Raw genomic sequence first — 26,645 nt, forward strand, 5'->3', positions numbered from 1 at the left:
ATTGTTTTGACTTTTAAATTTTTACGTAAAAATCAAAATTGGATGGATTTTTTAATTTTTAATAACATTTTCTGAAAATCTAGTGATTACCTTTGCGCAAAATTTAAAAAATGCGTTTGTCTGTATACACCAAAGAGTTCTCCAATAATTTAAAATTAGCCTATCCGATTATCCTCGGAATGTTGGGGCATACCTTAGTGGGGATTGTCGATAACATCATGGTTGGAAAATTAGGTCCGACTGAATTGGCAGCTGCTTCTTTGGCAAACAGTTTCGTATTCATAGCCATGTCGATCGGAATAGGGTTTTCTACAGCGATTACACCTTTGGTTGCCGAAGCCGACGGGGAAAAAAACGTAGAGAAAGAGCGCACCATTTTCCATCATGGATTGGTGTTATGTACCATTTTGGGAATTGCGTTGTTCTCGATAATCTATTTTTCAAAACCGCTGATTGTTTATATGGGTCAGCCGGAAGCGGTTGTAGAGATGGCCAAGCCGTTTTTGGATGTAGTGGCCTTTTCATTGATTCCCTTAATCATGTTCCAGGGATACAAACAATTCGCAGACGGTAAATCGGAGACGAAAGTGGCCATGTGGGCGAACCTGCTTTGTAACATCGTTCACATATTATTAAATATCGTACTTATTTACGGACTTTGGTTCTTCCCGAAAATGGGAATGCTGGGCGCGGCTTACGGGACTGTGATTTCCCGTTTTGTGATGCTGATTTTCATACACTTGTCCTTAAAACATAAAGAACGTTTTCAGACTTATTTTGAGCAGTTTTCATTCAGTGAATACAGGAAAGATATCGTGAAGAAAATTGTGAACCTTGGTTTACCTTCTGCCATGCAGATGTTTTTTGAAGTAGCCTTGTTCACAGGTGCTGTATGGCTTTCCGGAGTAGTCGGTACAACCAGTCAGGCGGCCAATCAGATTGCATTGAGCTTGGCTACATTTACCTTTATGTTCGTGTCCGGATTCGGCGTTGCGGGGATGGTACGTGTGGGCAATTTTAAAGGGGCGCAGGATTTTGAAGGGCTGCGAATCGTGGCGCGTTCCATATTGTTGCTGGCTCTTATTGTTCAGGTGTTTTTCGCTTTGGTATTCGTGATTTTCCATAGTTACTTGCCGGAGATGTTTATGAATGCCGAGAATATGGCACATTTGAAAGACAATGCCGAAGTGATTTCAATCGCGTCTCAATTAATCATTATAGCAGCTATTTTCCAGATTTCAGATGGTATCCAAGTTGTGGTTTTAGGAGCGCTTCGCGGCTTGCAGGATGTGAAAATCCCGATGTATATGACATTTGTTTCATACTGGCTTATCGGGTTTCCGATTTCGATTTATCTGGGACTATACACCGACCTGAAAGCGGTGGGAATCTGGATCGGACTTTTAGCCGGACTAACTGCAGCTGCAATATTTTTGTATCTACGCTTCAATCATTTAAGCAATAAGTTGATTGTTCGCAACTCATAATTTTTAACTCCTCTACCAGAGTTGTGGCAAAAAGATCAGATGTAAATTGTTGCCGCATTTCTGTGGCAAAATTTCTGTGGCAAAATTTTCGCCACGAATAAAATGCCACAAATGAAATTTTGTGCGAGCTAGAAACCAATCGACAGTAAGGATTTACCTCGTTAGTTCGGCTAAAGCATCGGTGCAATCCGTGCCTTTTAGCAACATCAAAATAACAGGCACAACAACCTCCAAACTATTATATAAATCATTATATTTTTAAAATATTTCTATAAACAAAACTTCAATTATTATGGATGAAGTTTTGTTAGCTTTCTTTGCGGTTAACCAATCGCTATTACTTTCCAGTAAATAAGAATACAATGATTAACAGTTGTTTTTGAATAGTTTAATATGTAAGAAAAAAAAGTATTATTTTTATGCGATTAAATTATTTTGGAAGATGAATAAACAATATTACTTTATACTGCTTCTTATTTTAGGCTGCCTGCCTGCTGCCTGGGGGCAAAACGATTTGTTGCTTAATTGGGCAAATGCTTTGCGCCATAACAATATTTGCGGAGGAGCAATTTATGGGTCCGATATCAAAAGAGACGCTTCGGGAAATACCTATGTTACGGGGAGTTTTCAAAATACTGCCGATTTTGATCCATCTGCAGGTGTAGCTAACTTGACTAGTGCCGGGGCTTGGGATATTTTCCTGGCGAAGTACGATGCCTCTGGGAATTACGTGTATGCGAAAGCCTTAGGAGGATTTTTTTGGGATCAGTCTGCTGGTCTTGCAGTAGACGTCAGCGGGAATGTATATATTACGGGATATTTTTCTGGAACCGCTGATTTTGACCCTTCTGCGGGCGTGGCTAATTTGATTAGTGCCGGAGGTAGTAATGACATTTTCCTTGCGAAATATAATGCTTCGGGCAATTATGTGTATGCTAAAAAGATTGGGGGAACAAGTGATGACGTAGGTACGGCTATTGCGGTAGACGGCAACGGGAATGCTTATGTAACGGGATATTTTTCTGACACCGTTGATTTTGACCCTTCTGCTGGTGTGGCTAACCTGAGCAGTGCCGGGATTGAGGATATTTTCCTGGCGAAATACAATAGTTCGGGCAATTATTTGTATGCGAAATCCTTAGGGGGGGCATCTTCTGACTCAGGTAGCGGTATAGTGGTAGACGGCAGTGGCAATGCTTATATTACAGGATCTTTTTTTGAAACCGTTGATTTCGACCCATCTGCGGGTGTGGCAAACCTGACTAGTGCCGGATATAAGGATATTTTCTTTGCGAAATACAATAGTTCGGGTAATTATGTGTATGCTAAATCCTTAGGGGGGGCAGATTTTGACGGAGGGGGTGGTATAGCGGTAGACACCAACGGAAATGCTTACATAACAGGTAGTTTTTCTGAAACCGTTGATTTTGACCCATCTGCAGGTGTCGCCAACTTGATTAGTGTCGGAGGGAGTGACGATATTTTCCTGGCGAAATACAATGCCTCGGGCAATTATGTGTATGCGAAATCCTTTGGGGATGAAGGATCTGACTGGGGTAGCTGTGTAGTGGTAGATGGCAGTGGAAATGCTTATATTACAGGTGGTTTTCAGTATACCGTAGATTTTGACCCATCTGCTGGTGTGGCTAACCTGAGAAGTGCCGGATGGAATGATATTTTCCTGGCGAAATTTGATGCTGCGGGTAATTATATGTATGCGAATGCCTTGGGAGGATTACAGCATGACAATGGTAGTGGTATAGCGGTAGACGGCAGCGGTAATGCTTATGTAACGGGTGGGTTCTGCTATATTGCTGATTTTGACCCTTCTGCAGCGACAGCAAACCTGATATCCGGTGGGGGCCAGGATAATTGTTTTATTGGAAAATATAGCAGTACCGGGAATTATATATGGGCCAAAAGTTTGGGAGGCTATGATAGTTTACCTGATTACGCTGAAGGGCATGGTATAACCCGAGATGCTTTAGGTAATACCTATGTAGTGGGAATTTTTACAGGGACTGTTGATTTTGACCCATCTGGTGAGGTGGCAAACCTTGTAAGTTTTGACGGTATGTATGATATTTTCTTTGCAAAATATGATGCTTCGGGTAATTATGTGTTTGCAAAATCTTTTGGTGGTTCGGGTCAACAGTTTGGAAATAGTATTGCCATAGATGGCAGTGGGAATATATATATTACGGGAAATTTCGCTAGCACAACTGATTTTGACCCATCTGCTGGTGTGGCTAACCTGAGCAGTTCCGGACAGGGTGATATTTTCCTGGCGAAATACGATGTTTCGGGGAATTATGTGTATGCGAAAAAGCTTGGGGGAGCAGATCATGACGAAGATCGTTGTATAGTGGTAGACGCAAGCGGAAATGCTTATGTGACAGGTTTTTTTAGTGGTACTGCTGACTTTGACCCTTCTGCTGGTGTGGCTAACCTGAGCAGTGCCGGACAGCGTGATATTTTCCTGGCGAAATATGATAGTTCGGGCAATTATGTGTATGCGAAAAAAATTGGTGGAGCATCTTCTGACGAGAGTCATGATATTGCGATAGACACCGGCGGAAATGCATATATTACAGGATATTTTCAAAATACTGTAGATTTTGACCCATCTGCAGGTGTGGCGAACCTTGTCAGCGCTGGAGATCAAGATGCTTTCCTGGCGAAATACGATACTTCGGGCAATTATGTTTATGCGATTTCCATTGGAGGGACATCTTCTGAGCTAGGTCGTGGTATAGCGGTAGATGGCAACGGAAATACATATGTTACAGGATTTTTTCGAGGGGAGGCCGATTTTGACCCTTCTGCTGGCGTGGCTAACTTGACTAGTACCGGCGGATATTCTGATGTTTTTCTTGCGAAATACGATTCTTCGGGGAATTATGTGTATGCAAAAAAGATAGGGGGAACATATGGTGTCGACAGTAGGGATATTGCGGTAGACGGTAGTGGGAATGCTTATCTGACGGGTTCTTTTGCGGGTACTGTTGATTTTGATCCTTCTGCTGGTGTGGCTAACCTGAAGGGTTCAGGGTGGGCTGAAATTTTTATCGCAAAATACGATGGTTCGGGGAATTATGTGTATGCAAAATCAATGGGAGGGTATGGTGAAGATATTGGTTATTCTCTGGCTATCGACGGCGTAGGAAACATTTATATCACAGGTTCTTTTCAAAATACCGCCGATTTTGATCCTTCTGTATCTACTTATAATTTAACAACGCTGCATAATAAAGCTATTTTTGTGGCTCGTTATAACGAAACAGGCACTACAATGGGAGTAAATGACTTTGTTTTAAATAACCTGAAATTATATCCGAACCCGGTTACAGATATAATGAATATTGAGAACGAGCAAACAATTTCTACTGTTGAGGTTTACAGTATTACGGGCCAAAGAGTTTTGGTTAAGACTGTAAACGCGATATCGGCTTCTATTGATATGTCTGGTTTGAACGAAGGAATGTATTTAGTTAAGGTTGTTGCTGATGATGCTGTTAAAGCAATTAAAGTGATTAAAAAATAATATTGATAATCATAAAATTTAATTCAAAAACCGTCTGATGATTCAGGCGGTTTTTTTATGCCAAATTTATTCGTTTCTTTGCTCTACGAATAGACAAATCAACAAATAATCAAATTCAAAATATATGGAATTACCAAAATTCGTTTTAGCAGACAACACCGATTTTCCGGACGATATCTTCATCATTCACTTGGATTACCCACGATTCATCATAAACCTTAAGGACGATGAAATTGAGTTTTTAGAAGAATTGGACGAAGAAGAAGAGGAAGAAATCGAAGCGGAAATGGAAAGACTAATCAACCACGCAGGCGAGTTCTATGACAGGGAAATGAAACGTTACGAGGAGTAGTTTTCAGGAAGCAGAAAGCAGATAAAAGAAGGCAGTGAATATGTTGCCTGTTTGTCATTCCGACGAAGGAGGAATCTTATTCAGAAGTTCAGTTTATGAGATTGCTTCGCCAGTCGAGCAAGCTCTCGAGTCCTCCTTCGTCGGAATGACATAAAATAGTGTTTCTGCTTTAGTAAAACAAATTTCAATTATTTAAAATAGGAATTCAAAAGCAACTGAGCGGCTGCAAACGGTGATATTTCATTGTTTTGCACCGCTTTTTTATTTTCCTCCAGCAGTTTCTGGATTTCAGGATGGTTGTAGAAATTCAGTTTTAATTGCTCGTTGATGGTTTCCAGCATCCAGTACTGACTCTGTTCCTTACGTTTTTTGTCGAAGAAACCGTTTTCTTTGGTAAGTGTGAAATAGTCGGTAATCGTTTCCCAAACATCTGAAATGCCTTCGTTCGTCAGTGCACTGCAGGTGTTTGCCTTTGGAGACCAGCCTGAACTTTTTAGTGGGAACAAGTGTAACGCACGATTAAAATCGACTTTGGCCAATCGGGCACGTTTTACATTATCGCCATCGGCTTTGTTGATTACGATGGCATCGGCCATTTCCATGATTCCGCGTTTGATTCCCTGTAATTCATCTCCGGCTCCGGCCAGATTCAGCAATAAAAAGAAATCGACCATGCTGTGAACGGCAGTTTCACTCTGACCCACGCCAACGGTTTCAATCAGTATCGTATCAAATCCGCAAGCCTCACAAAGGATAATCGCTTCACGTGTTTTTCTTGCCACACCTCCCAAACTTTCACCTGAAGCACTCGGACGGATATAAGCATTTTCGTCTCTAACCAATTCTTCCATTCGGGTTTTGTCCCCCAAAATACTTCCGTGCGAAATAGAACTGCTCGGGTCGACCGCTAAAACCGCAACTTTCTTCCCAATTGAAGTCAGGTATTTTCCGAAAGCTTCTATAAAAGTGCTTTTTCCAACGCCGGGAACACCCGTAATACCAATTCGGAGCGAATTGTTTGCGTGCGGCAAGCAGCCTTTGATGACTTCATTGGCTTTCTCCAGATGAGTTGAACTTGTGCTTTCCACCAAAGTAATGGCACGGCTCAAGGCAACTTTGTCCCCCTTCAGGATATTGGCCACTAATTCATCGGCAGACGGTTGTTTTCTGCGGAATTGCTGTATATGCTCCACAGAAGCTGAACTAATGCTGTCCGGCTGTTCAATGCCGTCATTTTCTTTTAAAGCCGAAGGATGTGTTTTTTTAAGTGCCACAAGAATGAATTAGAGCAGTAAAAATAAGGAAAAAGGACACAGCGTTCAAGGATATTTGAAGATTCTATTACTTTTCAGATCCAAAGATCATGTATGGATTAAAATTTAGTTAAAAAACGAAAACCTCCGTCAGATAGTGGATTTACTTGTAATTTTGCCCTGCTTTAAATCACTATGGATAATATTTTACTCATTTTCGTTTGCATGCTTTTGGGGTTTTTACTCAAAAAAGTTCCGGCATTTCCTCCGCTAAGTTATAAAACACTTAATCAGTTTGTGATTTACGTATCGCTGCCGTCCATTGCGCTGTATTATATTCCGAAACTGGAAATCAGTTCAAAATTGTTGTTTCCACTCGGAATTGCATGGTTAGGATTCGCGCTGTCGTACGTTTTTTTTACCGGTTTAGGAAAATTGTTCGGCTGGTCCAAAAAACTCACAGGTTGTTTGATTATCACGGCTGGACTTGGAAATACATCTTTCGTGGGTTTCCCATTGGTTGAAGCCGTTTACGGGAAGCAGGGACTTGAAACGGCTGTTATCGTAGATCAGCCGGGTTCGTTCGTAGTGGTTTCAACTTTAGCAGTTCTCGTAGCGACGATGTGTTCCCGCGGAACCACAAGCACCAATACGATTCTGAAAAAAATACTGTTCTTCCCGCCATTCATAGCCTTTGCAATCTCTTGCCTGTTAATCGTTTTAGAAATGGATTTCCCTCTGATACTGCAATCGGTTTTTCAGCGTTTAGGAAGTACCGTAACCCCAATAGCACTGGTTTCGGTTGGAATGCAGTTGGAATTCGACAGAAAAAGTAAGCATTATAAGTTCCTTACTTTGGGATTACTTTTTAAATTATTCATAACTCCGGCTTTTTTCTATTTGTTGTATGTGATGTTATTAAATGGAAAGGGGCTGGAAGTACAGGTTTCCATATTTGAAGCGGCCATGGCTCCTATGATAACAGGAACCATAGTGGCATCCACTTACGGATTAAAACCTAAACTCAGCAGTATGATGATTGGCTTCGGGATCCCGATTTCGTTTATCACATTAATTTTCTGGTATTATATTTTACAGTATATCTGATGAAAACAGCAACGGCAACAGCAACGATCGAGAAAGAAAACAAAGTACAAAGTACGATGTATTCCATTTTGTTTTCGATTTGTTTCGCGCACATGATCAACGACTTGTTACAGGCGGTAATCCCGGCGATGTACCCGGTTTTGAAAGCCAATTACGGCCTGACGTTTACACAAGTCGGTCTGATAACTTTTACGTATCAGGTTACCGCTTCCTTGTTGCAGCCTTTCGTTGGAATTTATACCGATAAAAAACCGAAACCGTATTCGCTGGCCTTCGGGATGTTGTTCTCGCTAAGCGGAATCATAATGCTTTCGCAGGCTTCCAGTTTTCCACTTATTTTAGCCTCGGTAGCAATGGTTGGAGTTGGCTCGTCCATCTTTCATCCCGAAGCTTCCCGCGTAGCGTTCTTGGGGTCAGGCGGAAAACGAGGTTTGGCACAATCCATTTTCCAATTGGGTGGAAATACTGGAACAGCAATCGGACCGTTGTTGGTGGCATTAATAGTTGTGCCTCGCGGACAGTCGCATATTCTCTGGTTTGTATTAGCAGCCGTGGTCGGAATCATAGTGTTGAGCAGAATCGCCCTTTGGTACCAACAGAAACTGATTTCCATTAAAGGAAAGAAAAAAGGAGGGGAGAGAATTCATAATCTTTCTCCGATGAAGGTAAAATTGTCAGTGGTTTTACTGCTGATCCTGATTTTTTCGAAATCGTTTTACACGTCTTCGATGTCGAGTTACTTCACGTTCTATCTGATAGAAAAATTCCATATTTCCGTATTGCAGGCGCAGTACCACTTGTTTTGGTTCTTGGGAGCAGTTGCAGTTGGAACGTTGATTGGAGGTCCGTTAGGAGATAAGTTCGGACGAAAATACATTATTTGGTTCTCGATTTTGGGAGCGGCACCGTTCACCTTGATGCTGCCGTTTGCCAATTTGTTCTGGACCGGAATTCTTTCAGTTGCCATCGGAATCATAATCGCTTCGGCTTTCTCCGCCATTTTGGTGTATGCACAGGAATTAATGCCTGAACGTGTGGGTATGATTTCCGGATTGTTCTTCGGTTTTGCCTTCGGAGTAGGTGGTTTGGGTTCTGCAGTTCTGGGGTATCTGGCCGATGTGACCTCTATTGAATTTGTTTACGGCATCTGTTCGTTCCTGCCATTAATCGGAATGATTGCTTATTTCTTGCCGAATCTTAAGAAGAAGCATTAGTTTTTTTAGGAGCTTGTTCCCGCTTCCCGATAGTTATCGGGACGCTATATCTTTTCAAAACGGTCATTGAGGCTCTCGAAATGAACGTTTGAAAATGATACCGCTGCAAACATTTATGTTCACTGAACTCCGCTAAAAAATAAAATTTAGTGAAGTAAACGGGGCGAATGAAGATTGCGATTTGATGAAATAACTTTGTAACTTTGACACTAACATCTTTGTAGCATAGTTATGACAACGCAAATCACACCCGAAATACTTCAAAAATTACAGCATATTGTTGGCGAATCATTCGTATTTACCGACGAAGAAACCCGAAACAATTACGGTCACGACGAAACCGAAGATTATGTCTTTCCGCCGAGTGTCGTGATAAAACCGGCTTCAGCCAAGGAAATATCAGAAATTGTTAAGTTAGCCAACGAGTACAAAATTCCTGTGGTTCCTATCGGAGGGAGAACCGGATTGAGCGGTGGTGCGCTGAGCATTCATCAGGGCATTGGTTTGTCGACCGACCGTCTGAATAAAATTCTGGAAATCGACGAAAGAAACTTACAGGTAATCACCGAACCGGCGGTTATCACTCAGGTTTTACAGGATAAGGTTCTGGAAAAAGGATTGTTTTATCCCGTAGACCCAAGCAGCCGCGGAAGTTGTTTCATCGGCGGAAATGTAGCCGAAAATGCCGGTGGTGCCAGAGCAGTGAAATACGGCGTTACCAAAGATTATGTGCTGAATCTGGAAGTGGTTTTGCCAACCGGGGAAATCATCTGGACAGGCGCCAACACGCTTAAAAATTCCACAGGATACAATCTGACACAATTAATGGTGGGTAGTGAAGGGACGTTGGCAATCATTACCAAAATAGTTCTGAAATTATGGCCTAAAAATTCGCATAACGTTCTGATGCTTGTTCCTTTTTACAAAGCAGAGCAGGCATGTGAAGCGGTTTCGGCGATTTTCAGGGCAGGAATAGTGCCGAGCGCTTTGGAATTCATGGAGCGCGATGCCATAGATTGGGCCATCCGATTCATTGAAGGCGTAAACGTGGATATTAAAGACGATATTCAGGGGCATCTGTTAATTGAAGTCGACGGCAATTACCCTGAAATCTTAATGCTTGAAGCGGAAAAAATAATGGGCGTAGTCGAGCAATTCGAAATCGATGAAATCCTTTTCGCCGATACGGAAGACCAGAAAAACGCTTTATGGAGAATGCGCCGCGGCGTTGCTGAAGCCGTCAAATCAAATTCGGTTTACAAAGAAGAAGATACAGTGGTGCCTCGTTATGAATTACCAACCCTGCTAAAAGGGATTAAAGAAATCGGAAACAAATACGGTTTCAAATCGGTTTGTTACGGTCATGCCGGTGACGGAAATTTACACGTGAACATCATCAAGGCCGATATGACAGACGAAAACTGGAAAACAGAAGTGCCAAAAGGTATTCGTGAAATTTTTGAACTGACGGTTTCGTTAAAAGGAACCTTGTCGGGTGAGCACGGAATTGGTTATGTACAGAAAAATTTTATGGACATTGCCTTCGATAATTCACAGTTGGTTCTGATGAAAAATATTAAAAAAGTTTTCGACCCGAATGGGATTATGAATCCTGGGAAAATTTTCCCGGATAACATTTAAAAGTGAAAATGCATAAAAAGGGATATTGTCAGTATTTTCTTTTTCCTTTTATTTGTTGGCTTTGAATTTGATTGCGGGCACGGATTGCAAATCCGCGCTATCGGGTGTTGAAATCAGGACATGGTTACTTTTTGCGGATCATCTCAAACCACATTTCGATATCGTCGTCAGCCGTGTAACGGAAAGCGGCGCTAAATTCTAAACCAGGAACAACTATTTCAAGCTCATCTTTGTATGGCGGAACGCATTGCTCACAGGTAGTTCGCTTCACATACTGGTCGTTGCCTAAATTTTGTATCATCACGTTTAGTTTGTCTTCGAAACTTCTCTTTACATCATCGTTGTATTTTTCCCGTAGATCGCCACTAATGCAATACCGAAGCTCAGTTACAATTTCCTCACCTGAAGCGTTTTTCTCGGTTTTTAAATAAAATGGAGCTTGGGTTTGATGAATTGTCTTCTCCCTTACAATGCCGTTAAACGAACTTTTAACTTTCTTGTCTGCCATTTCTTTGCTTTGGGCACTTAAGCCTGCATATTCGCTCAGTGTCATGTTGGGCTTAAAGTCCATTTTTTGAGCAAGCAAAAGCATAAAATCCTGGGCGTACTTTAATTTTTTTTTCGCCTTTTCTTCTGCAAGTTGTTTTTGGTCTTCTAACGCTTTATTTCCCATTTCCCAACCTGCTTTATCTTTTGGCAGATTCAGGTCATTGAGTCTTCCGCCAAGGGTATATATCTCACGGTATTTGTCGTCCAGCCCTTCACTTTCCATGGCTGACAGATACTTATTCACATTGGCAGTTAATTCATTGTATTTCGTAAGTTGGTTTTCATCGGCGTAAAAGTTCTCAGGAGCGAATAGCTTATCCTGTGCAAGTATGCGCAAGTACAGCGACTTACTCGTCATGTTGCCCAATGCTTTTTCGAACTCATCTACTTTTTTTAGCGTAAGATTGTAATTGCCATTATTAAAAGCTGTTTCGGCTTCTTCAAATTTTAGGTCAGCTATTGCGCCGCCTTGGGCAAAGGCAAATGAGCTTATTAAAAGGAAAATAAAGAGTAAGGTTTTCATTGTTTTTTATTGCTGAAAGTGATAGTATATGCAGGGAATTTTTCGGAGAAATTTTGTAGCGACACTGTTATGCGATTTGCTTCGACACCAGGAAATTCAATAAGTATGAAATTCGTTTCCTGTTTTAAATATTTCGCGTCAATATTATTAATTATTTCCTGCCTTAAGGCTTGGTACATGCTGTGGACTTCTGTATGGATATTTTTGCCTGATTTTATTGTGTATCCATAAATGTTTACAAAACCTTCGGAAAGGACAATAGTAGACGCACCTTCAGGATTCGGGTTTCCTGATCTGTCATTCAAATAGCCGTCGTTGCTATACAATTTGCCATTAGGGTCTCTGAATTTCGATGTCTGGACCAAACGATTTGCATCAGGATTGTATTGTAAAAACTGATTTAATGTTAAATCCCGTTTAAACTTATATTTAGCAGTGAGACTATTGACATAATTGGCCTGTTTTTGAAACTTTTCATTTTCTGCGTTTAGCGCTGCGTTCTGCGATGCTCTCGCTTTAAGCGCCTTTTCAAAACCCGCTTTGTCTTTTGGCAGGTTCAGATCGTTGAGTTTTTCGCTGATGGCATATACTTCCCGGAATTTATCGTCCAGGCCTTCGCTTTCCATCGATTTCAGGTATTTTTCAACATTTGATATCAATGAATTATAGAACTGGTATTGATTTTCATTATAAATACCGGGATTAAATAACTTATCCTGTGAAACCACACGCAAATACAGCGACTTGCTCGTCATGTTACCCAATGCTTTTTCAAACTCATCTACTTTTTTTAGTGTAAGATTATAATCGCCGTTATTAAAAGCGGCTTCTGCATCTTCAAATTTTAAATCAGCCAGAGCGCCGCCTTGCGCGAAGGTTAATGTGCTTATTAAAAGAAAAATGGTAAGGATTAAGTTTTTCATCTATTTAATAATTTTTCCGTAATCTTTTTTTGGTTTGTCTTCATCTATTTTATTATTCGGCATGACGCCATTGGTGGGCCTTGTGTCAATTTTTGCAGTGCCGATAACCGTACCGTATTTTGATCCATTGCTGGTATTTCCTGTAGTTGAAGCGGAAGGTTTGCCCTTATAATAGATGTTTTTTACAGCGACGCCATTATTTTGCAGCTCGCTTATAAGATTGTTGTGCACCTGTTGGGCTTGTTGTTGTGAGTAGTAATAACCGTGTAATACTTCTGTAAGGCCTGTAAGGTTTGCAATTTCGTTTTTAACAGTTGCCGTATAAGCACGGGTGCCGTCTTTATATTTTCCTATTTCAAAGACGTTGCTGACATACACCGTTGGATTATCATTAGCCAGATTGTCATAAGCATAGACAAAATAATATATGCTGGTGGCTTTTTCTATTGACGCAAGTGGAATGTCGGCTGCATCTAATTGTGCAAAAGCATTTTTTCGATTGGCTACTTTCTGATTACGCTCGGCGGTTTCCCGTTGTCGTCTTTGGATATTTTCGATCAGTGCTGCTTCTTCTTGTGCTGCGAGCTCGTCATCGTTTGGCTGCTCCGGGTTCACAAGATTGCCTAAAAGTGTCCCAAAGTTATCTAACGCTTGTTTTTCTGCCTGCTTATCTTGCTCTACTTGTTTATTCCAGACATCAACAGCGGTTACTTTTGGAGTATAGGTTGTATTTTGATCTGAATTCCTGCTTGGGTATGAAGATGAACTTGTCGTTGATCCTGCTTGCGGCCTGGCTGGGCTGTGAGTTTGCTCTTGTGTCACTGGATTTTTTTTGGCTTCGTCGGCTTTCTTTTTTGTGGCCGCATCTTCATTCTCTTTGGTTACATCGATCACATTCCCAATACTGTAACGCATTCCCCTGAAAAGCGTGAACGATTGTCCTTCTGCAATAGCGCAATTTTTATTTCCAAAATTGTTATATACTTCTCCGCGACTTGAAGACGAATATCGTTCGTTAGGTTTTAGCTGAAGAATGTCATTATTCCCAAGAACATACGATTTGCTTCCTTCACAGGCCAGGTCAAGTGTCACATTTACAACAATTTTGTACTCCCGATTGGTATTATTCTGGACATAAAAATAATAGCTTTCATATCCGGAGCTCAGTCCTGTCCGTTCCGCAGAAATGGTAAAGCGGGTGTCGGTCTGCTGTATCGCAATGCTTTTTCGCTGCCCGAAAACACTAAGGGTTCCCAGCAAAATCAATGGTGTTAAAAATAGCGTTTTCATGGTAATTAAAAAGGTTTTGCGTGCCGAAGCAAACGTATCCGTTTCTGTAAAATAGTTTTCGGGCAAGATAGAAAATGTTTTTAATGCAGAAATACTAGTGATGCGTTAATTTTTAAAAATAAATCGCAACAGCATAAATACCAATGCATTACACTCGTTCTTTGATTTTTTGATTTGAATTGAAAGTTAGCTTTGCAATCTTATTGTTAAGCTATGAATTAAGGAAAATATGTTTTTATCCCGATAGCTCCCGATAGCGCGGATTTGCAATCCGTGTCCACAAAGAATTTAAGGCCAATAGTACAATTTTAATTATTACTTCTAAACTCCTCCAAAACCGAGTCCGCGCTATCGGGTTTCATTGAAAGGAACTCTATCGGGCGAACACGGAATTGGTTATATGCAGAAGAATTTCATGAATATAGCTTTCGATAATTCGTAGTTGGTCCTGATGAAAAATATTAAAAAGGTTTTCGATCCGAACAACATTCTGAATCCGGGGAAAATTTTTCCGGACACAATCTAATCTTAAAAATACTGGAATTTATACATTACTTTTTGTCATTCCGACGCAAGGAGGAAGCTCATAATATGAATAACAAAAGAGCTTCCTCCTTGCGTCGGAATGACAGGGTATTTAGTGATAGTCTTGTTGTAGTCTTTTGAAATTAAATGGTATCACCGTTTCTAAACTCAGCCAAAACAGCATCCGGATGCTTAAAAGTAGGTGGATGTTCTGTAATGTTGGCAATTCGCTTTTTGTTTAATTTCATGGTAATGTCGGCTTCTGTCGTAAACAGTAAAACCCACATGAACGGATTATTGATGTAGGGTGTCAGCTCCGATTCCATTTCGTCCAGTTCCACAATCTTTTCGATTTCCTGCAAACCTTCTTTGTAAATTTTATGGATCACGGATAATTTTAAAACGCCGTTTTCCACAGCAGTCCTTACGTAAATGTTTTGCAGTTCGGGACGGCCAATGGTTTTGGTTAATGTCAGTTTTGCAAAAGTCCCATCCTGGATGCTGGCTTTTACGCTGTCGAAAAATTCGGTATAGGTCGGATTGCTTATCATTTTTTAGTTTCTGTTTGAATTTGTAACAGTAATTGTATTGCAAAAATAACTTTTTTGATTATGACCAAAGTGGTATTGTTTCTTTTTAAATGGATTATCATGTTGAATTTATAGAAATCTGATTTAAATCAGGTTTTTCAAAAGAATTATGGATTATCTTTACCTCATGAAAAAAGTAATTGTAATAGTTGTATTCCTTTTCTTCCTTAAGCCGATCCTTCCGGTTTTGGAATACGTTTTCAATTACGATTATATTGTAAAAGAACTTTGTGAGAACAAAGCTAAGCCGGAAATGAAATGTAACGGTAAATGTCACTTGATGAAAGAATTGGCAAAAGCTTCCGATACGGATAATCCGGTTTCTCAGGATAAAAAAACGTCACATGTCGAATTTGAAATCCTCTTTTTAGAAAAATCACCTTCATTTGAAATCGTAAATCTGAATTCTCCTGTTCAGAAAGAAATCAACATGAAATACTCTGATTTGTACTTTTACGAAAATACAAACGCCTTTTTTCATCCCCCTACAGTTTAGTTGTTTTTTTATTCCGTCATGCTGATTTCGGGTGTCTTTTTTTAGGCGCAGGCTTAATTACATACATATTTTAAATTGTATTAGTACTTGAGCTTGCAGTTTCAGACCCAAGACGGAAAACTTCGAAGGTTTTCAATTTCGTTGTTCTTAAAAGGAAAGCACTGTTCATTGATTTACAGCAATGAGACAGGTGTATCCTATAACTAGACATATACCATGAAAAAAATATACTTTGCCGTATTGGTATTTGGACAAATACTGTACAGTCAAAATAAAACAGAGAAAGACTCTGCCGCATCAAAACAACTTGATAATGTTGTGATTACAGCTAACCGAGGAGCCGCTTTGAGAAGGGAAGTGCCGGTAGCTATTTCGAAAGTAACAACTAAAACTATAAATGAAACCAAAGCCACGGCGGTTTATGAGATCGTAAATAAAACGCCAGGTGTTTTAATGGTTAACCTGGGGAACGAACAGCATTCTATGGCTATTCGCCAGCCAATGACCACGAATCCTTATTATTTGTATCTGGAAGATGGTTTGTCGATTCGTCCGATGGGGGTTTTTAACCACAATGCGCTTTTAGAGATTAATCAGTTCAACCTGCAGAATATTGAAGTGGTCAGAGGACCGGTTTCGTCGCTTTACGGGCCGGAAGCAGTTGGCGGTGCAGTGAATTTGATATCGCTGAAACCATCACTGCAGCCGGAAATGAAAGTAGGTGTTCAGGCTGATCAGTGGGGTTACATACGCTTACAGGCTGCTGCAGGAGCGACCGTTGGAAAGGTAGGAATGTACGTTGCCGGTTTGACCAGTGCACAGCGCGATTCATGGATGACATACTCCGATTACAACAAAGACAATATCAACGCGAGGCTGGATTATAATATCAACAAAAGCACCCGTTTAATCTGGACGTTATTCTACGGAAAATATTATTCGGATATGAGCAGTCCTGTAAACGAATCTGATTTTTACAACCGCACTTATAAAAGTACCACTGATTTCACTTATAGAAAATCGGATGCCTTGCGAAGCAGATTAACTTTTGAAAAAGAATGGAATTCCAAGGCACAAACATCGGTAACGGTTTTCACCAGAGACAATGAATTAGAGCAAAGTCCGGCATATAACGGTGGCATTAAATGGACGCCGGGACAAACCACTGCCAAAGGGGAAATCAACTCCAATAATTTTAAGAGTTACGGCGTATTGGCGCAGCACACTCAGAAGTTTGATTTTTTTGACGGTTCCTTGGTTGCAGGGGGTTTATATGATAATTCCCCCGTGGATTATAATGCCTATCAGTTGGATTTGAAAGCCAATTTAAATCCGGGTGGGCAAACGGTGAGCAGTTATGAGATTATTGCAGAGCGTCCTGATATTAAGCTCGCAGACTACAATGCCCGAATTTACAATGCGGCCGGTTTCGCACAGTATACTTTCCGACCTGTCGATAACCTGATTATTACTGGTGGTGTACGTTACGATAACATGACTTTTGACTACAACAACAATATTGATCATTCTACTGGAAGTAAAGTTTATGATCAGTTTACCTTTAAGGGAGGTGTTAATTACAATCCATTCATTTGTGCAGGATTTTATGCCAATTATTCACAGGGATTCGCGCCTCCGGGACTGACTTCCGTTTTCCGGGCTAAACCGGGAACAGGAGGAAGTACAGGTATTCCGGCCGAATTCTATTATAACTTGGAACCAGCCGAATTCGATAATTATGAAGTGGGAGGATGGATTGGCTGCCTGGAGAAAAAGATGAATATTGAGTATTCGGTGTACTATATGGAGGGAAAAAACGAACTGCTTAATGTTCGCCTTCCTGACAATTCAACTGATTATCGTTCAGCCGGAGAAACACTTCACAAAGGAGTTGAATTTGCTGTAAATTATTTTCCGAATTCCCAATTTAAAATCAGGGCAGGAGGGACCTATGCTATACATGAATTTGAAGATTTTAAATTGTCGTATCGACCTACCGATCCGGTTCAGAATTTAGATGGAAAGGAAATGCCGTCGGCTCCCCACTGGGTGGCGAATTCGGAAGTCACTTATTATCCGAAATGGCTGCCAAATTTAAGAGCGGGAGTAGAATGGCAATTGGTTTCAAGCTGGTATCAGGATCAAATCAATACCGTAAAATATGATGGATATAATGTGTTTAACGGACGAATCGGTTACCAGTTTAAGGGGTTGGAAATGTATATGAATGTGATGAATTTTACTGATAAATTGTATGCTTATAATGTGACCAGAGGTAATACGCCTACATCTGCACCTAGTTATACCCCTGCGGCGCCACGCACTTTTGTTTTTGGTTTGCAGTATCAGTTACAACTTAACAAGAAAAAAAACGATGAAAAATAAACTTCTTTTGCTGTTTACGATAACATTGTTTGCAGCGCAAAACAGTAATTCCCAAACTAGGGAAACCCAAACAAAATATATTTCTTCCGAAAATGGGACTACAACAAGCTGTCCGTTTTTTACCTCTGACAGAAAAGGGCGGACTGTGATGACCTACGGAAATGAAACCGCAGGAAAGGATGCTGTTCTTAATTATGCGGTTTTCAATACTAAAGCAAGAAGTTTTGGCGTCCCAATTGAAATCCCATCCAGTAAAGGGGTAGAACTTCATGGTGAGAATATGCCGAAGATGGTATTCAAACCCAATGGTGAAATCATTGCAGTTTGGGGAATCGATAACCCGACACCCAAGAAAAAATATGGAGGTTTGATTCAGTATTCCCAGTCGTTTGACGGCGGAAAAAACTGGACACCGGCAAAGCGATTGGTGAATGATCAAAGCGGAATCGATCAGCGCTATTTTGATATTGACCTGCTCCCTAGTGGAGAAGTGGCTATTATCTGGTTGGATAACCGCACTAAAACGGATTTGGATGGTTCTACATTGTATTATGCAGTTACCAAAGGGAAAAAAGGTTTTCAAAATGAAAAAGTCATAGGAGAAACGACATGCCAATGCTGCCGTACGGATTTATTTGTTGGGAAAAACGGAGTCATTTATGCAGCTTACAGGGATATTATCAACGAAGAAATCAGAGATATGGTACTCAGTTATTCTTCGGATAACGGAAAAACATTTTCAAAACCAAAAAGAATAAGCGCCGATGATTGGAAAATAAACGGCTGTCCTCATACGGGGCCGACCATGACGCAAAACGAAAACGGATTGCACTTTGCCTGGTTTACCATGGGCGGAGGAGCCGGGGTGTTTTATGCTAATTCATCCGATAACGGAAAGAGTTTTTCGAAAAGGGATAATGTCAGTGCAAATCCTTCCGCAAAACATCCTCAGATTTCTGCTTTGAAGAATAGTAATGTAGTCATCGTATGGGACGAAAGTGCAGAAATTAGCGGTAATTATTTCAATAGAATTGGGCTGCAGCACAGAGCTAAAAACGGTAAAGTTCTCGAAACCGAATTTGTAACGTCGTCTGCCGAAGGTATGTCTACATTCCCCATAGTGAAATCTTTGAGCGAAACAGAAGTTCTGGTAGCATGGAGTCAGGGAGGTAAAGATGGGAAAGTGGGGTATAGGACAGTCCGCATCGGAAATCGTAAAATCAGCAAATCAGTAAAAAATAAAAGTGTAGCGGGAAGATAATGAACAATCGCTATAAAAATCCCCAACTGCGGCTGTAGTTGGGGATTTTTTTTGGATTAAATAGCTAAACTTGTAAAAATCAGAACCGATTCATAAACCTAATTGTTTGCGTACTTTTTCAGTAATAACAGCATCAAGTAATTCCTTGTAATTAGGGTCGAAGCTTATGAATTTCCATCTGCCTTCTGTAAAGTCATCAGAAATGGCAACCAATTTATCTGTTTTAATGATGTTAAAGGCATTGATTTCTTTTGAAAACTGGATGACCGAATTCGGAAAGTTTTTATGCAACGTTTCCATAATCCTTTTTAATGTGGCTTCATTGTTTATGGGTTGCTTATAGGTCATAACCATTGAATTTTCATAACTTATGACACAGTATAGACCATTTTCCGTCATTTGAATATTTGAATATGAAAAATGAGGTGTGGTATACAGGTATTGAATGCTGTACGTGTCGTTATCGAAAGAACTTTCTAATGCTCCATACATATCTGCTCTCTCCACAAATCTAAAAACAAGCGGGTAGGTGAAATCGAGCATTGTGTCAAATGACATGTTGTAGGTAGCATCATATAGTGCTTTTGAGTCACGCTTTAATTCGTCTATTGATTGCGCGGAAATACCCGTGACAATAAATAAAGTTACTAATGTGATTTTTAGCTTCATTTTTTGGGAAAATTTTGGATAAATATATAAAAAATCCCCAACTACAGCCGTAATTGGGGATTAATTTTATTTAGGATTTTACTTACTCGCTAACAACGATCCATTCTCCTGAAGCTAACATAGGTTCAGCTTTTTTGAATTTCATGGTTTCTGTTTTTCCGCTCATAACGTGTTTAATCGTCACGTTGTCGTTGCGGTTGATTTTAGGTTGATCGCGAACGATGGTTTCAGTAACATGATGATGATGTTGCTGTTGTTGCATTTGAGCAGCTTCACGTTGCTTGGCAGCGATTTCGTCAGTGTTTAATACTTCTTCTTTTGAAATAGTATAATCTTCTTGTATTGGCTCTTCATGTGCTTCCTGAATATTGTCAGGATTTTGTGAAGGTAAATCACCTTTAAGCAAGAATGAAATTACTTCTTTGTTGATACCGTCCAGCATTTTCTTGAACAGGTTAAATGCTTCAAATTTGTAAATCAGCAATGGATCTTTTTGCTCGTGAACGGCTAACTGAACCGATTGTTTCAATTCGTCCATTTTACGCAAGTGTTTTTTCCATGCTTCATCAACAATGGCTAAAGTGATGTTCTTTTCGAAATCAGTCAAAAGCGTTTTTCCTTGTGAAATATAAGCCTTCTCTAAATCGGTTACTACATTAAGTGTCTTGATGCCGTCAGTAAACGGAACAACGATACGTTCAAACTGACCATTGTTGTTTTCGTATACATTTTTGATTACAGCATAAGCATCTCTGGCATTACGATCCTGTTTTTCGTCATAATGCTTTAGTGCGGCTTTGTACACTTTACCAGCCAATTCCATATCGGAAAGTCTGTTGAAATCACTTTCGGAAACCGGAGATTCAATAGCAAAGTAACGGATTAACTCGAATTCGAAGTTTTTGAAAGCTTTGGCAATTTTGTTGTTTTCCACAACCAATTCAGCCAAGTCATACATCATGTTTGCCAAATCCACTTTTAAGCGTTCTCCGTGCAATGCATGACGACGACGTTTGTAAACCACTTCACGTTGTGCGTTCATTACATCATCATATTCCAATAAACGTTTACGTGTACCGAAGTTGTTTTCTTCTACTTTTTTCTGAGCTCTTTCGATAGATTTGGTCATCATTGAGTGCTGAATTACTTCACCTTCTTTGATTCCCATTCGGTCCATGATTTTTGCTACTCTTTCAGAGCCGAACAAACGCATCAGGTTGTCTTCCAAAGACACATAGAACTGTGAACTTCCCGGATCTCCCTGACGTCCTGCACGACCACGTAACTGACGGTCTACACGACGAGAATCGTGACGTTCTGTACCAATGATAGCTAAACCACCTGCTGCTTTTACTTCCGGAGATAATTTAATATCGGTACCACGACCGGCCATGTTTGTTGCAATGGTTACTACCCCTGCATTACCTGCTTCGGCAACAATCTGTGCTTCCTGTTTGTGTAATTTCGCGTTCAATACGTTGTGCTGGATGCCTTTCATTTTAAGCATACGGCTCAATAATTCGGAAATCTCAACTGAAGTCGTACCGATCAATACCGGACGGCCTTCCGCAACCAATTGCTGAACATCTTCCGCAACCGCGTTGAATTTTTCACGAACTGTACGATAAATTAAATCTTCTTTGTCTTTACGGGCAATTCCTCTGTTGGTTGGAATTTCCACTACGTCTAATTTGTAAATTTCCCAGAATTCGCCTGCTTCTGTAACAGCAGTACCGGTCATACCCGCTAATTTGCTGTACATACGGAAGTAATTCTGTAATGTAATGGTTGCAAACGTTTGCGTAGCAGCCTCAATTTTTACGTTTTCTTTCGCTTCAATCGCCTGGTGTAAACCGTCAGAATAACGACGGCCATCCATGATACGTCCTGTTTGCTCGTCTACGATAAGGATTTTGTTATCCATGATAACGTATTCCGTATCTTTTTCGAACAAGGTATAAGCTTTTAAAAGCTGCGTTAATGTGTGGATACGCTCACTTTTTACAGAGAAATCCTGGAATAGTTGTTCTTTCACTTCCGCTTCGGCTTCTTTCGAAAGTTTTTGTTTTTCGATGTTGGCAATTTCAGTACCAATATCCGGAAGGACAAAGAAATCATCGGAAGTATCCTGAGAAAGGAATTTGATTCCGTTATCTGTCAGTTCAACCTGATTGTTTTTTTCTTCAATTACGAAATACAAGGCTTCGTCAACAATCGGCATTTTACGGTTGTTGTCCTGCATGTATTCGTTTTCCGTTTTCTGAAGTAATTGTTTAACGCCTTCTTCAGATAAGAATTTGATCAATGCTTTGTTTTTCGGTAAAGCACGGAACGCTCTTAATAACTGGAATCCGGCATCTTTGCCATTTCCTTCTTTCATCAAACGTTTTGCCTCGGTAAGGAAACCGTTGGCTAATTGACGCTGAAGGTTATATAAGTTTTCGATTTTCGGTTTCAATTCGTTGAACTCGTGACGGTCTCCCTGTGGCACCGGACCAGAAATAATCAACGGTGTACGTGCGTCGTCAATCAATACGGAATCCACCTCATCGACAATCGCGTAGTTGTGTTTTCTTTGTACCAATTCACCAGGCGTATGTGCCATGTTATCTCTCAAATAATCGAAACCGAATTCGTTGTTCGTTCCGTAAGTGATATCAGCCTCATAAGCACGGCGTCTTGCATCGGTATTTGGTTGGTGGTTGTCAATACAGTCAACAGTCAATCCGTGGAATTCGAATAAAGGCGCTTTCCACGTGCTGTCACGTTTTGCAAGGTAATCATTCACGGTTACTAAGTGAACTCCGTTTCCAGTCAAGGCATTTAAATAGATTGGCAGGGTTGCTACCAACGTTTTACCTTCTCCCGTTTGCATCTCGGAAATTTTACCTTGGTGTAAAACCGTTCCACCAATTAACTGTACGTCGTAATGGATCATATCCCAAGTGATGGCTTTTCCGGCAGCATCCCATGAGTTTGCCCAAACAGCATTGTCTCCTTCAATGGTGATGTATGATTTTGCTGCTGATAATTCGCGGTCTTTAGGAGTAGCTGTAACGGTGATTTGCGTATTTTCCTTGAAACGACGAGCCGTTTCCTTAACCACTGCAAATGCCTCCGGCAGAATATCGCCCAATACTTTTTCAGAGATTTCATAAGCTTCTTTTTCGATAGCATCGATAGTAGCATAGATATCTTCTCTTTTGTCGATGTCTTCCGTAGCTTCAACTTCTTGTCTTAACGCTTCTATTTTAGCATCTTTTTCAGCACGAGCGGCTTTAATCTGCTCTTTAAAATAGGTTGTTTTTGCTCTCAGTTCGTCATTTGATAAGGCCGCTAAAGCAGGTTCAAATGATCTGATTTTGGCAATAATCGGTTGAATTGCTTTTACGTCTTTTTGGGATTTGTCACCCACAAAAGCTTTTAATATGCTGTTTATGAAACTCATAATCTGGTTTGGTTTATATTCTGATAATAGTGTGCAAATTTACACAAAAAAAAAGCCTCGTGAGAGACTTTTTCGCTGTGCTTTATTTTTTAATATTCATCCTCGTTCCAAAGGTAATCTTCGTCGGTCGGATAATCTGGCCATATCTCTTCCATTGATTCGTAGATTTCACCTTCGTCTTCTATTGACTGTAAGTTTTCCACTACTTCAAGAGGAGCTCCAGTTCGGATAGCATAGTCGATAAGTTCATCCTTTGTGGCTGGCCACGGAGCATCGCTTAAATATGATGCCAGTTCTAATGTCCAATACATCTTTGATTGATTTATAGTTTTATGCAAAAATAAATTTTATACTGAAAAAATCAAGTAAAATTTCTTTTATTTTAAAAAAAGTTAAGAACGTTGTTTTTTGGATTCAGTTTTCAGTAATGGTTAGCATTTTCTTACACTGTGTGTTCCAGCTGAATACCGCGACTGATTACTGTTTTCTGGGAATCCATTTCACTTCGTCAGCGTTCAGGTCATTGGACAACTTTCGTGCCAATACAAAAAGGTAGTCAGAAAGTCGGTTTAAATAGGTGAGAACCTGCATATCTGTCGGTTCTAATTCGTGAAGATGTGTGGCTAAACGCTCAGCGCGGCGGCAAACGCAACGGGCGATATGACAATATGACACGGTTGTGTGGCCTCCAGGAAGCACAAAATGTGTCATTTGTGGCAATGAGCCATCCATAGTGTCGATTTCGTTTTCAAGAAAATGGACATCTTCATCTGAAATGCGGTTGATGTTCAGGCGTTGTTGCCCGTTTTTGAGTACTTCTTTTTCCGGCGGAGTAGCTAAAATGGCCCCCACGGTAAAAAGTCGGTCCTGTATTTCAATCAATACATTTTTGTAAAGCGGGTTAATGTCCTGATCACGGATAAGTCCGATGTATGAGTTTAATTCGTCCACTGTTCCGTAACTTTCGATGCGGATATGATGTTTGGGAACGCGTGTTCCGCCAAAAAGTGCCGTGGTTCCTTTATCTCCGGTTTTGGTGTATACTTTCATCTCATTATGGTTTATTTGTTATTGGTATTCGATGGAACTCGCTGAAAGCTCGTTTCATCTTTAAAGTTTCTGAGTTTGTGAGTCGCTAAGTTACTGAGGTTTTTTCGGAAGTTTGCAAATATTCAATACAATTCCTGGCTAGCCCCGATTACTTCACTAAATTTTTATTTTTATAGGAGTTCAGTGAATGCTTCGCATTTGGAACGGCACGAAGTAAAGTGAAAAGCGGGAATAAGGACTGCTGATAAAGCCCTCCCGATAGCTATCGGGACCATTCGCTTCAAAAAAAACTTTTGGGAATGCGGTTTTTTACGGATTTTCAGATAGAATTTTTCTGCAACTTGCCCTGTGCTTTCTGCAATCTAATCACTGAATACTGTCTCTCGCTACCTGTTCGGATTATCGCTTTCAATCATTCCATCTTTCAAACGGATGATGCGGTGGGCGTGTTTGGCGATATCTTCTTCGTGCGTAACCAGAATCACGGTATTTCCGTTCGCATGGATTTCGTCAAAAAGGTTCATGATTTCCACGGAAGTTTTACTGTCCAGGTTACCCGTAGGCTCATCCGCAAGGATAATTGAAGGATGGTTCACTAAAGCTCTTGCAACAGCTACACGCTGGCGTTGTCCACCAGAAAGCTGGTTGGGTTTGTGGTCCATACGGTCTGACAGTCCGACCTGAGTCAAAACTGTAGTGGCGCGTTTGGTTCGGCTGTTTTTGTCGTACCCGGCATAAATCATGGGTAGTGCGACATTGTCCAAAGCAGTCGTTCGCGGCATGAGGTTAAAGGTTTGAAAAACGAACCCGATTTCCTTGTTTCGGATTTCGGCCAGTTCATCGTCTTTCATTTTGCTTACGTCTTTTCCGTTTAAAACGTACGAGCCTGCGGTAGGAGTGTCCAAACAGCCTAAAAGGTTCATCAGGGTTGATTTTCCTGAACCCGATGGTCCCATTAAGGCAACATATTCGCCTTTATTGATGTGTAAATCGATACCTTTCAACACGTAAACAATTTCATTTCCTAGCGGAAAGTCTCGTGTAATACCTTTTATTTCAATGATGGGTTTTGACATTTTCGTGATTTTTCGGTTTTAGAAGTCCAAAAACGAATTGGATAAGGTATAAGTAGTTAAATGCGGAATATTGTTACAACAAGGTATAAAAAAACTCCTCATTGATAAGATGAGGAGTTCCAAAAAAGTATGATTGCTATTAATCATCTATAGATGTGATTTTAACGCAACACAAAGATATTGATTTTTAAATAGTTACGATTTTTTATCGATGTTATTTGTTTGTTAAAATTCTGATTTTTAAAAAGTTATAGTGAAATTGTGTAAATTTCCTTTATTCCTTCGAGGATTTTTGGAAAATCAATTTTTAAGTCAACGAGTTTTCCGGTATGAATTCGAATATCCAGCCATGTACCTTTAAGTCTCTCTTGTCGCTTGCTTTCTGAACATCAAAATTACTAAAAACTCAGATTCGGATAATGAAATCTTCCCTTTCCTGTTCGTAACGGAAGAATACCAGTCCCCACTGAAATGTGTCGATGGTCACTTTTACTTTAGGATGTTGTTTTATGGCTTCCCAGGCTTCTTCCATTTCTTCGGACCAATGAATGTCATCAAAAATCCAAACCGTGTCGTTGGTAACGGTTGGAAGTAAAAACTCGAAATACTCCAATGTGGCTTTTTTGGAATGATTGCCGTCGAAGTAAATCAGTTGGTAGTGTTCAGTGTTTAGCCGGGAGTTTTTGAAGTACTCGGTAAACTCGGTTACAACGCTTTCAATATTGTTAAAGTTGAATTTTTGAAATTGCTTTTGTGCAACTCCAGAGGTTTCCGGACAGCCTTCTAAAGTGGTAATTTTCGCTTTCGGATTTCCTAAAGAAAGGGCAGAAGTGGCCAGCCCTAACGAAGTGCCAATTTCTAAAATGCTTTGCTCCGCCAATTCGCTGTCGCTCGGGTCAGGCTGAAAATAATTTACGATACGGAATAATAATTCGGCTCTTTTTCGAGTAATTCCGGCTGTTTCGGCAATTTTTGAAATTTGTCGCTTATTTGATTTGAAAACACGCGATCCGGCTCCGAAATCTGTCACTTCAATCGTTTTTTTGTTTTGAAGCAGATTGTTTCGGTATTGTTTCAGAATTTTATATTCCGCTTTCGGTTTTTTATCGTAAAAACATTTGGTTACCAAAGAATAGACAAACGGTGAATGTACTCCATGTTGGTTTTTGGAGTTCCAGAGGAAGTTTAGATATGCTTTGATTTGAAATAACATTACACAAGGTTTTACAAACAGGAGACGAAGATACAAAGCCATTTTAGAA

At 40.3% G+C, this 26,645-nt stretch carries 20 protein-coding genes and 1 pseudogene; 10 read left to right on the forward strand and 11 right to left on the reverse strand.

The features are described 5' to 3' along the window. Nucleotides 1-110 precede the first annotated feature (110 nt). The 3 genes from LZF87_RS07205 (at nucleotide 111) to LZF87_RS07215 (ending at nucleotide 5,383) form a co-directional block, all read left to right on the forward strand. Nucleotides 111-1,487: an MATE family efflux transporter gene (locus LZF87_RS07205; protein ID WP_244343656.1), complete on the forward strand. Its 1,377-nt coding sequence runs from the start codon at nucleotides 111-113 to the stop codon at nucleotides 1,485-1,487. A 442-nt stretch (nucleotides 1,488-1,929) separates the two neighbouring features. Continuing rightward, the gene (locus tag LZF87_RS07210; protein ID WP_244343667.1) at nucleotides 1,930-5,031 is read left to right on the forward strand and encodes an SBBP repeat-containing protein; all 3,102 of its coding nucleotides are present in this window, start codon (nucleotides 1,930-1,932) and stop codon (nucleotides 5,029-5,031) included. 124 nt (nucleotides 5,032-5,155) lie between these two features. Continuing rightward, nucleotides 5,156-5,383, forward strand: a complete 228-nt coding sequence (locus LZF87_RS07215) for a hypothetical protein (protein WP_023574249.1) — start codon at nucleotides 5,156-5,158, stop codon at nucleotides 5,381-5,383. A 188-nt stretch (nucleotides 5,384-5,571) separates the two neighbouring features. On the opposite strand, the gene meaB is transcribed toward LZF87_RS07215, so the two are convergent. After that, entirely contained in the window at nucleotides 5,572-6,657 is a 1,086-nt protein-coding gene (meaB, locus tag LZF87_RS07220) for a methylmalonyl Co-A mutase-associated GTPase MeaB (RefSeq protein WP_244343674.1), read from the reverse strand. Nucleotides 6,658-6,831: 174 nt separating this feature from the next. Between meaB and LZF87_RS07225 the strand changes: the two genes are divergently transcribed. The 3 genes from LZF87_RS07225 to LZF87_RS07235 all read left to right on the forward strand — a co-directional run bounded on the left by LZF87_RS07225 (nucleotide 6,832) and on the right by LZF87_RS07235 (nucleotide 10,598). After that, a complete protein-coding gene (locus LZF87_RS07225) occupies nucleotides 6,832-7,743 on the forward strand; it encodes an AEC family transporter (protein WP_244343676.1) in 912 nt (303 codons plus the stop codon). Then, nucleotides 7,743-8,957 carry an MFS transporter gene (locus LZF87_RS07230; RefSeq protein ID WP_244343678.1) on the forward strand — a complete coding sequence of 405 codons (1,215 nt, stop codon included), beginning with the start codon at nucleotides 7,743-7,745 and terminating at the stop codon, nucleotides 8,955-8,957. The genes LZF87_RS07225 and LZF87_RS07230 overlap by 1 nt, the downstream gene beginning before the upstream one ends. A gap of 231 nt (nucleotides 8,958-9,188) precedes the next feature. After that, on the forward strand, nucleotides 9,189-10,598 hold the full coding sequence (locus tag LZF87_RS07235) for an FAD-binding oxidoreductase (protein ID WP_244343679.1): 1,410 nt from the start codon (nucleotides 9,189-9,191) through the stop codon (nucleotides 10,596-10,598). A 124-nt stretch (nucleotides 10,599-10,722) separates the two neighbouring features. Here the strand turns inward: LZF87_RS07235 and LZF87_RS07240 are convergent, their stop codons facing one another. Genes LZF87_RS07240 through LZF87_RS07250 form a run of 3 tightly spaced genes read right to left on the reverse strand, consistent with a single transcriptional unit; the run spans nucleotide 10,723 to nucleotide 13,883 of the window. After that, nucleotides 10,723-11,670 (reverse strand): hypothetical protein, encoded by a 948-nt coding sequence (locus LZF87_RS07240; protein ID WP_244343681.1) that lies wholly within the window; start codon nucleotides 11,668-11,670, stop codon nucleotides 10,723-10,725. After that, nucleotides 11,667-12,593, reverse strand: a complete 927-nt coding sequence (locus LZF87_RS07245) for a hypothetical protein (protein WP_244343683.1) — start codon at nucleotides 12,591-12,593, stop codon at nucleotides 11,667-11,669. The genes LZF87_RS07240 and LZF87_RS07245 overlap by 4 nt, the downstream gene beginning before the upstream one ends. Then, nucleotides 12,594-13,883, reverse strand: coding sequence for a hypothetical protein (locus LZF87_RS07250; protein WP_244338062.1), 1,290 nt, complete (start codon nucleotides 13,881-13,883; stop codon nucleotides 12,594-12,596). Between the two features lie 361 nt (nucleotides 13,884-14,244). Here LZF87_RS07250 and LZF87_RS14720 point away from each other — a divergent pair. Then, a pseudogene (locus LZF87_RS14720) lies at nucleotides 14,245-14,409 on the forward strand (FAD-linked oxidase C-terminal domain-containing protein). Between the two features lie 142 nt (nucleotides 14,410-14,551). Here LZF87_RS14720 and LZF87_RS07260 read toward each other — a convergent pair. Continuing rightward, on the reverse strand, nucleotides 14,552-14,959 hold the full coding sequence (locus LZF87_RS07260) for a hypothetical protein (RefSeq protein ID WP_244338064.1): 408 nt from the start codon (nucleotides 14,957-14,959) through the stop codon (nucleotides 14,552-14,554). 166 nt (nucleotides 14,960-15,125) lie between these two features. Here LZF87_RS07260 and LZF87_RS07265 point away from each other — a divergent pair, with 166 nt between their 5' ends. The 3 genes from LZF87_RS07265 to LZF87_RS07275 all read left to right on the forward strand — a co-directional run bounded on the left by LZF87_RS07265 (nucleotide 15,126) and on the right by LZF87_RS07275 (nucleotide 19,140). Then, complete coding sequence (locus LZF87_RS07265; protein ID WP_244338066.1) at nucleotides 15,126-15,494, forward strand: hypothetical protein; 369 nt, start codon at nucleotides 15,126-15,128, stop codon at nucleotides 15,492-15,494. Nucleotides 15,495-15,710: 216 nt separating this feature from the next. After that, the gene (locus LZF87_RS07270) at nucleotides 15,711-17,879 is read left to right on the forward strand and encodes a TonB-dependent receptor (protein ID WP_244338068.1); all 2,169 of its coding nucleotides are present in this window, start codon (nucleotides 15,711-15,713) and stop codon (nucleotides 17,877-17,879) included. Beyond that, entirely contained in the window at nucleotides 17,869-19,140 is a 1,272-nt protein-coding gene (locus tag LZF87_RS07275; RefSeq protein WP_244338070.1) for a sialidase family protein, read from the forward strand. The genes LZF87_RS07270 and LZF87_RS07275 overlap by 11 nt, the downstream gene beginning before the upstream one ends. Nucleotides 19,141-19,230: 90 nt before the next feature. Here the strand turns inward: LZF87_RS07275 and LZF87_RS07280 are convergent, their stop codons facing one another. From LZF87_RS07280 to LZF87_RS07310, 6 genes are all read right to left on the reverse strand, one after another. Further along, nucleotides 19,231-19,809: a hypothetical protein gene (locus LZF87_RS07280; RefSeq protein ID WP_244338072.1), complete on the reverse strand. Its 579-nt coding sequence runs from the start codon at nucleotides 19,807-19,809 to the stop codon at nucleotides 19,231-19,233. 82 nt (nucleotides 19,810-19,891) lie between these two features. Further along, nucleotides 19,892-23,257: a preprotein translocase subunit SecA gene (gene secA / locus LZF87_RS07285; protein ID WP_244338074.1), complete on the reverse strand. Its 3,366-nt coding sequence runs from the start codon at nucleotides 23,255-23,257 to the stop codon at nucleotides 19,892-19,894. Nucleotides 23,258-23,346: 89 nt separating this feature from the next. Then, complete coding sequence (locus LZF87_RS07290; protein ID WP_002986941.1) at nucleotides 23,347-23,568, reverse strand: DUF2795 domain-containing protein; 222 nt, start codon at nucleotides 23,566-23,568, stop codon at nucleotides 23,347-23,349. A 166-nt stretch (nucleotides 23,569-23,734) separates the two neighbouring features. Then, the gene (locus LZF87_RS07295) at nucleotides 23,735-24,307 is read right to left on the reverse strand and encodes a cob(I)yrinic acid a,c-diamide adenosyltransferase (protein ID WP_244338076.1); all 573 of its coding nucleotides are present in this window, start codon (nucleotides 24,305-24,307) and stop codon (nucleotides 23,735-23,737) included. Between the two features lie 386 nt (nucleotides 24,308-24,693). Then, nucleotides 24,694-25,383 carry an ABC transporter ATP-binding protein gene (locus LZF87_RS07300; protein WP_272494271.1) on the reverse strand — a complete coding sequence of 230 codons (690 nt, stop codon included), beginning with the start codon at nucleotides 25,381-25,383 and terminating at the stop codon, nucleotides 24,694-24,696. Nucleotides 25,384-25,789: 406 nt separating this feature from the next. After that, a complete protein-coding gene (locus LZF87_RS07310) occupies nucleotides 25,790-26,596 on the reverse strand; it encodes an O-methyltransferase (protein ID WP_244338078.1) in 807 nt (268 codons plus the stop codon). Nucleotides 26,597-26,645 lie beyond the last annotated feature (49 nt).

Source organism: Flavobacterium enshiense, assembly GCF_022836875.1.
GTDB lineage: Bacteria > Bacteroidota > Bacteroidia > Flavobacteriales > Flavobacteriaceae > Flavobacterium > Flavobacterium enshiense_A.

Coding starts and splice junctions, on each gene's coding strand:
- LZF87_RS07215 (WP_023574249.1), top strand. CDS start 5,156: ATGGAATTACCAAAATTCGTTTTAGCAGACAACACCGATTTTCCGGAC.
- LZF87_RS07310 (WP_244338078.1), bottom strand. CDS start 26,596: ATGTTATTTCAAATCAAAGCATATCTAAACTTCCTCTGGAACTCCAAA.
- LZF87_RS07275 (WP_244338070.1), top strand. CDS start 17,869: ATGAAAAATAAACTTCTTTTGCTGTTTACGATAACATTGTTTGCAGCG.
- LZF87_RS07270 (WP_244338068.1), top strand. CDS start 15,711: ATGAAAAAAATATACTTTGCCGTATTGGTATTTGGACAAATACTGTAC.
- LZF87_RS07205 (WP_244343656.1), top strand. CDS start 111: ATGCGTTTGTCTGTATACACCAAAGAGTTCTCCAATAATTTAAAATTA.
- LZF87_RS07290 (WP_002986941.1), bottom strand. CDS start 23,568: ATGTATTGGACATTAGAACTGGCATCATATTTAAGCGATGCTCCGTGG.
- LZF87_RS07230 (WP_244343678.1), top strand. CDS start 7,743: ATGAAAACAGCAACGGCAACAGCAACGATCGAGAAAGAAAACAAAGTA.
- LZF87_RS07240 (WP_244343681.1), bottom strand. CDS start 11,670: ATGAAAACCTTACTCTTTATTTTCCTTTTAATAAGCTCATTTGCCTTT.
- secA (WP_244338074.1), bottom strand. CDS start 23,257: ATGAGTTTCATAAACAGCATATTAAAAGCTTTTGTGGGTGACAAATCC.
- LZF87_RS07295 (WP_244338076.1), bottom strand. CDS start 24,307: ATGAAAGTATACACCAAAACCGGAGATAAAGGAACCACGGCACTTTTT.
- LZF87_RS07300 (WP_272494271.1), bottom strand. CDS start 25,383: ATGTCAAAACCCATCATTGAAATAAAAGGTATTACACGAGACTTTCCG.
- LZF87_RS07250 (WP_244338062.1), bottom strand. CDS start 13,883: ATGAAAACGCTATTTTTAACACCATTGATTTTGCTGGGAACCCTTAGT.
- LZF87_RS07265 (WP_244338066.1), top strand. CDS start 15,126: ATGAAAAAAGTAATTGTAATAGTTGTATTCCTTTTCTTCCTTAAGCCG.
- LZF87_RS07280 (WP_244338072.1), bottom strand. CDS start 19,809: ATGAAGCTAAAAATCACATTAGTAACTTTATTTATTGTCACGGGTATT.
- LZF87_RS07210 (WP_244343667.1), top strand. CDS start 1,930: ATGAATAAACAATATTACTTTATACTGCTTCTTATTTTAGGCTGCCTG.
- LZF87_RS07260 (WP_244338064.1), bottom strand. CDS start 14,959: ATGATAAGCAATCCGACCTATACCGAATTTTTCGACAGCGTAAAAGCC.
- LZF87_RS07235 (WP_244343679.1), top strand. CDS start 9,189: ATGACAACGCAAATCACACCCGAAATACTTCAAAAATTACAGCATATT.
- LZF87_RS07245 (WP_244343683.1), bottom strand. CDS start 12,593: ATGAAAAACTTAATCCTTACCATTTTTCTTTTAATAAGCACATTAACC.
- LZF87_RS07225 (WP_244343676.1), top strand. CDS start 6,832: ATGGATAATATTTTACTCATTTTCGTTTGCATGCTTTTGGGGTTTTTA.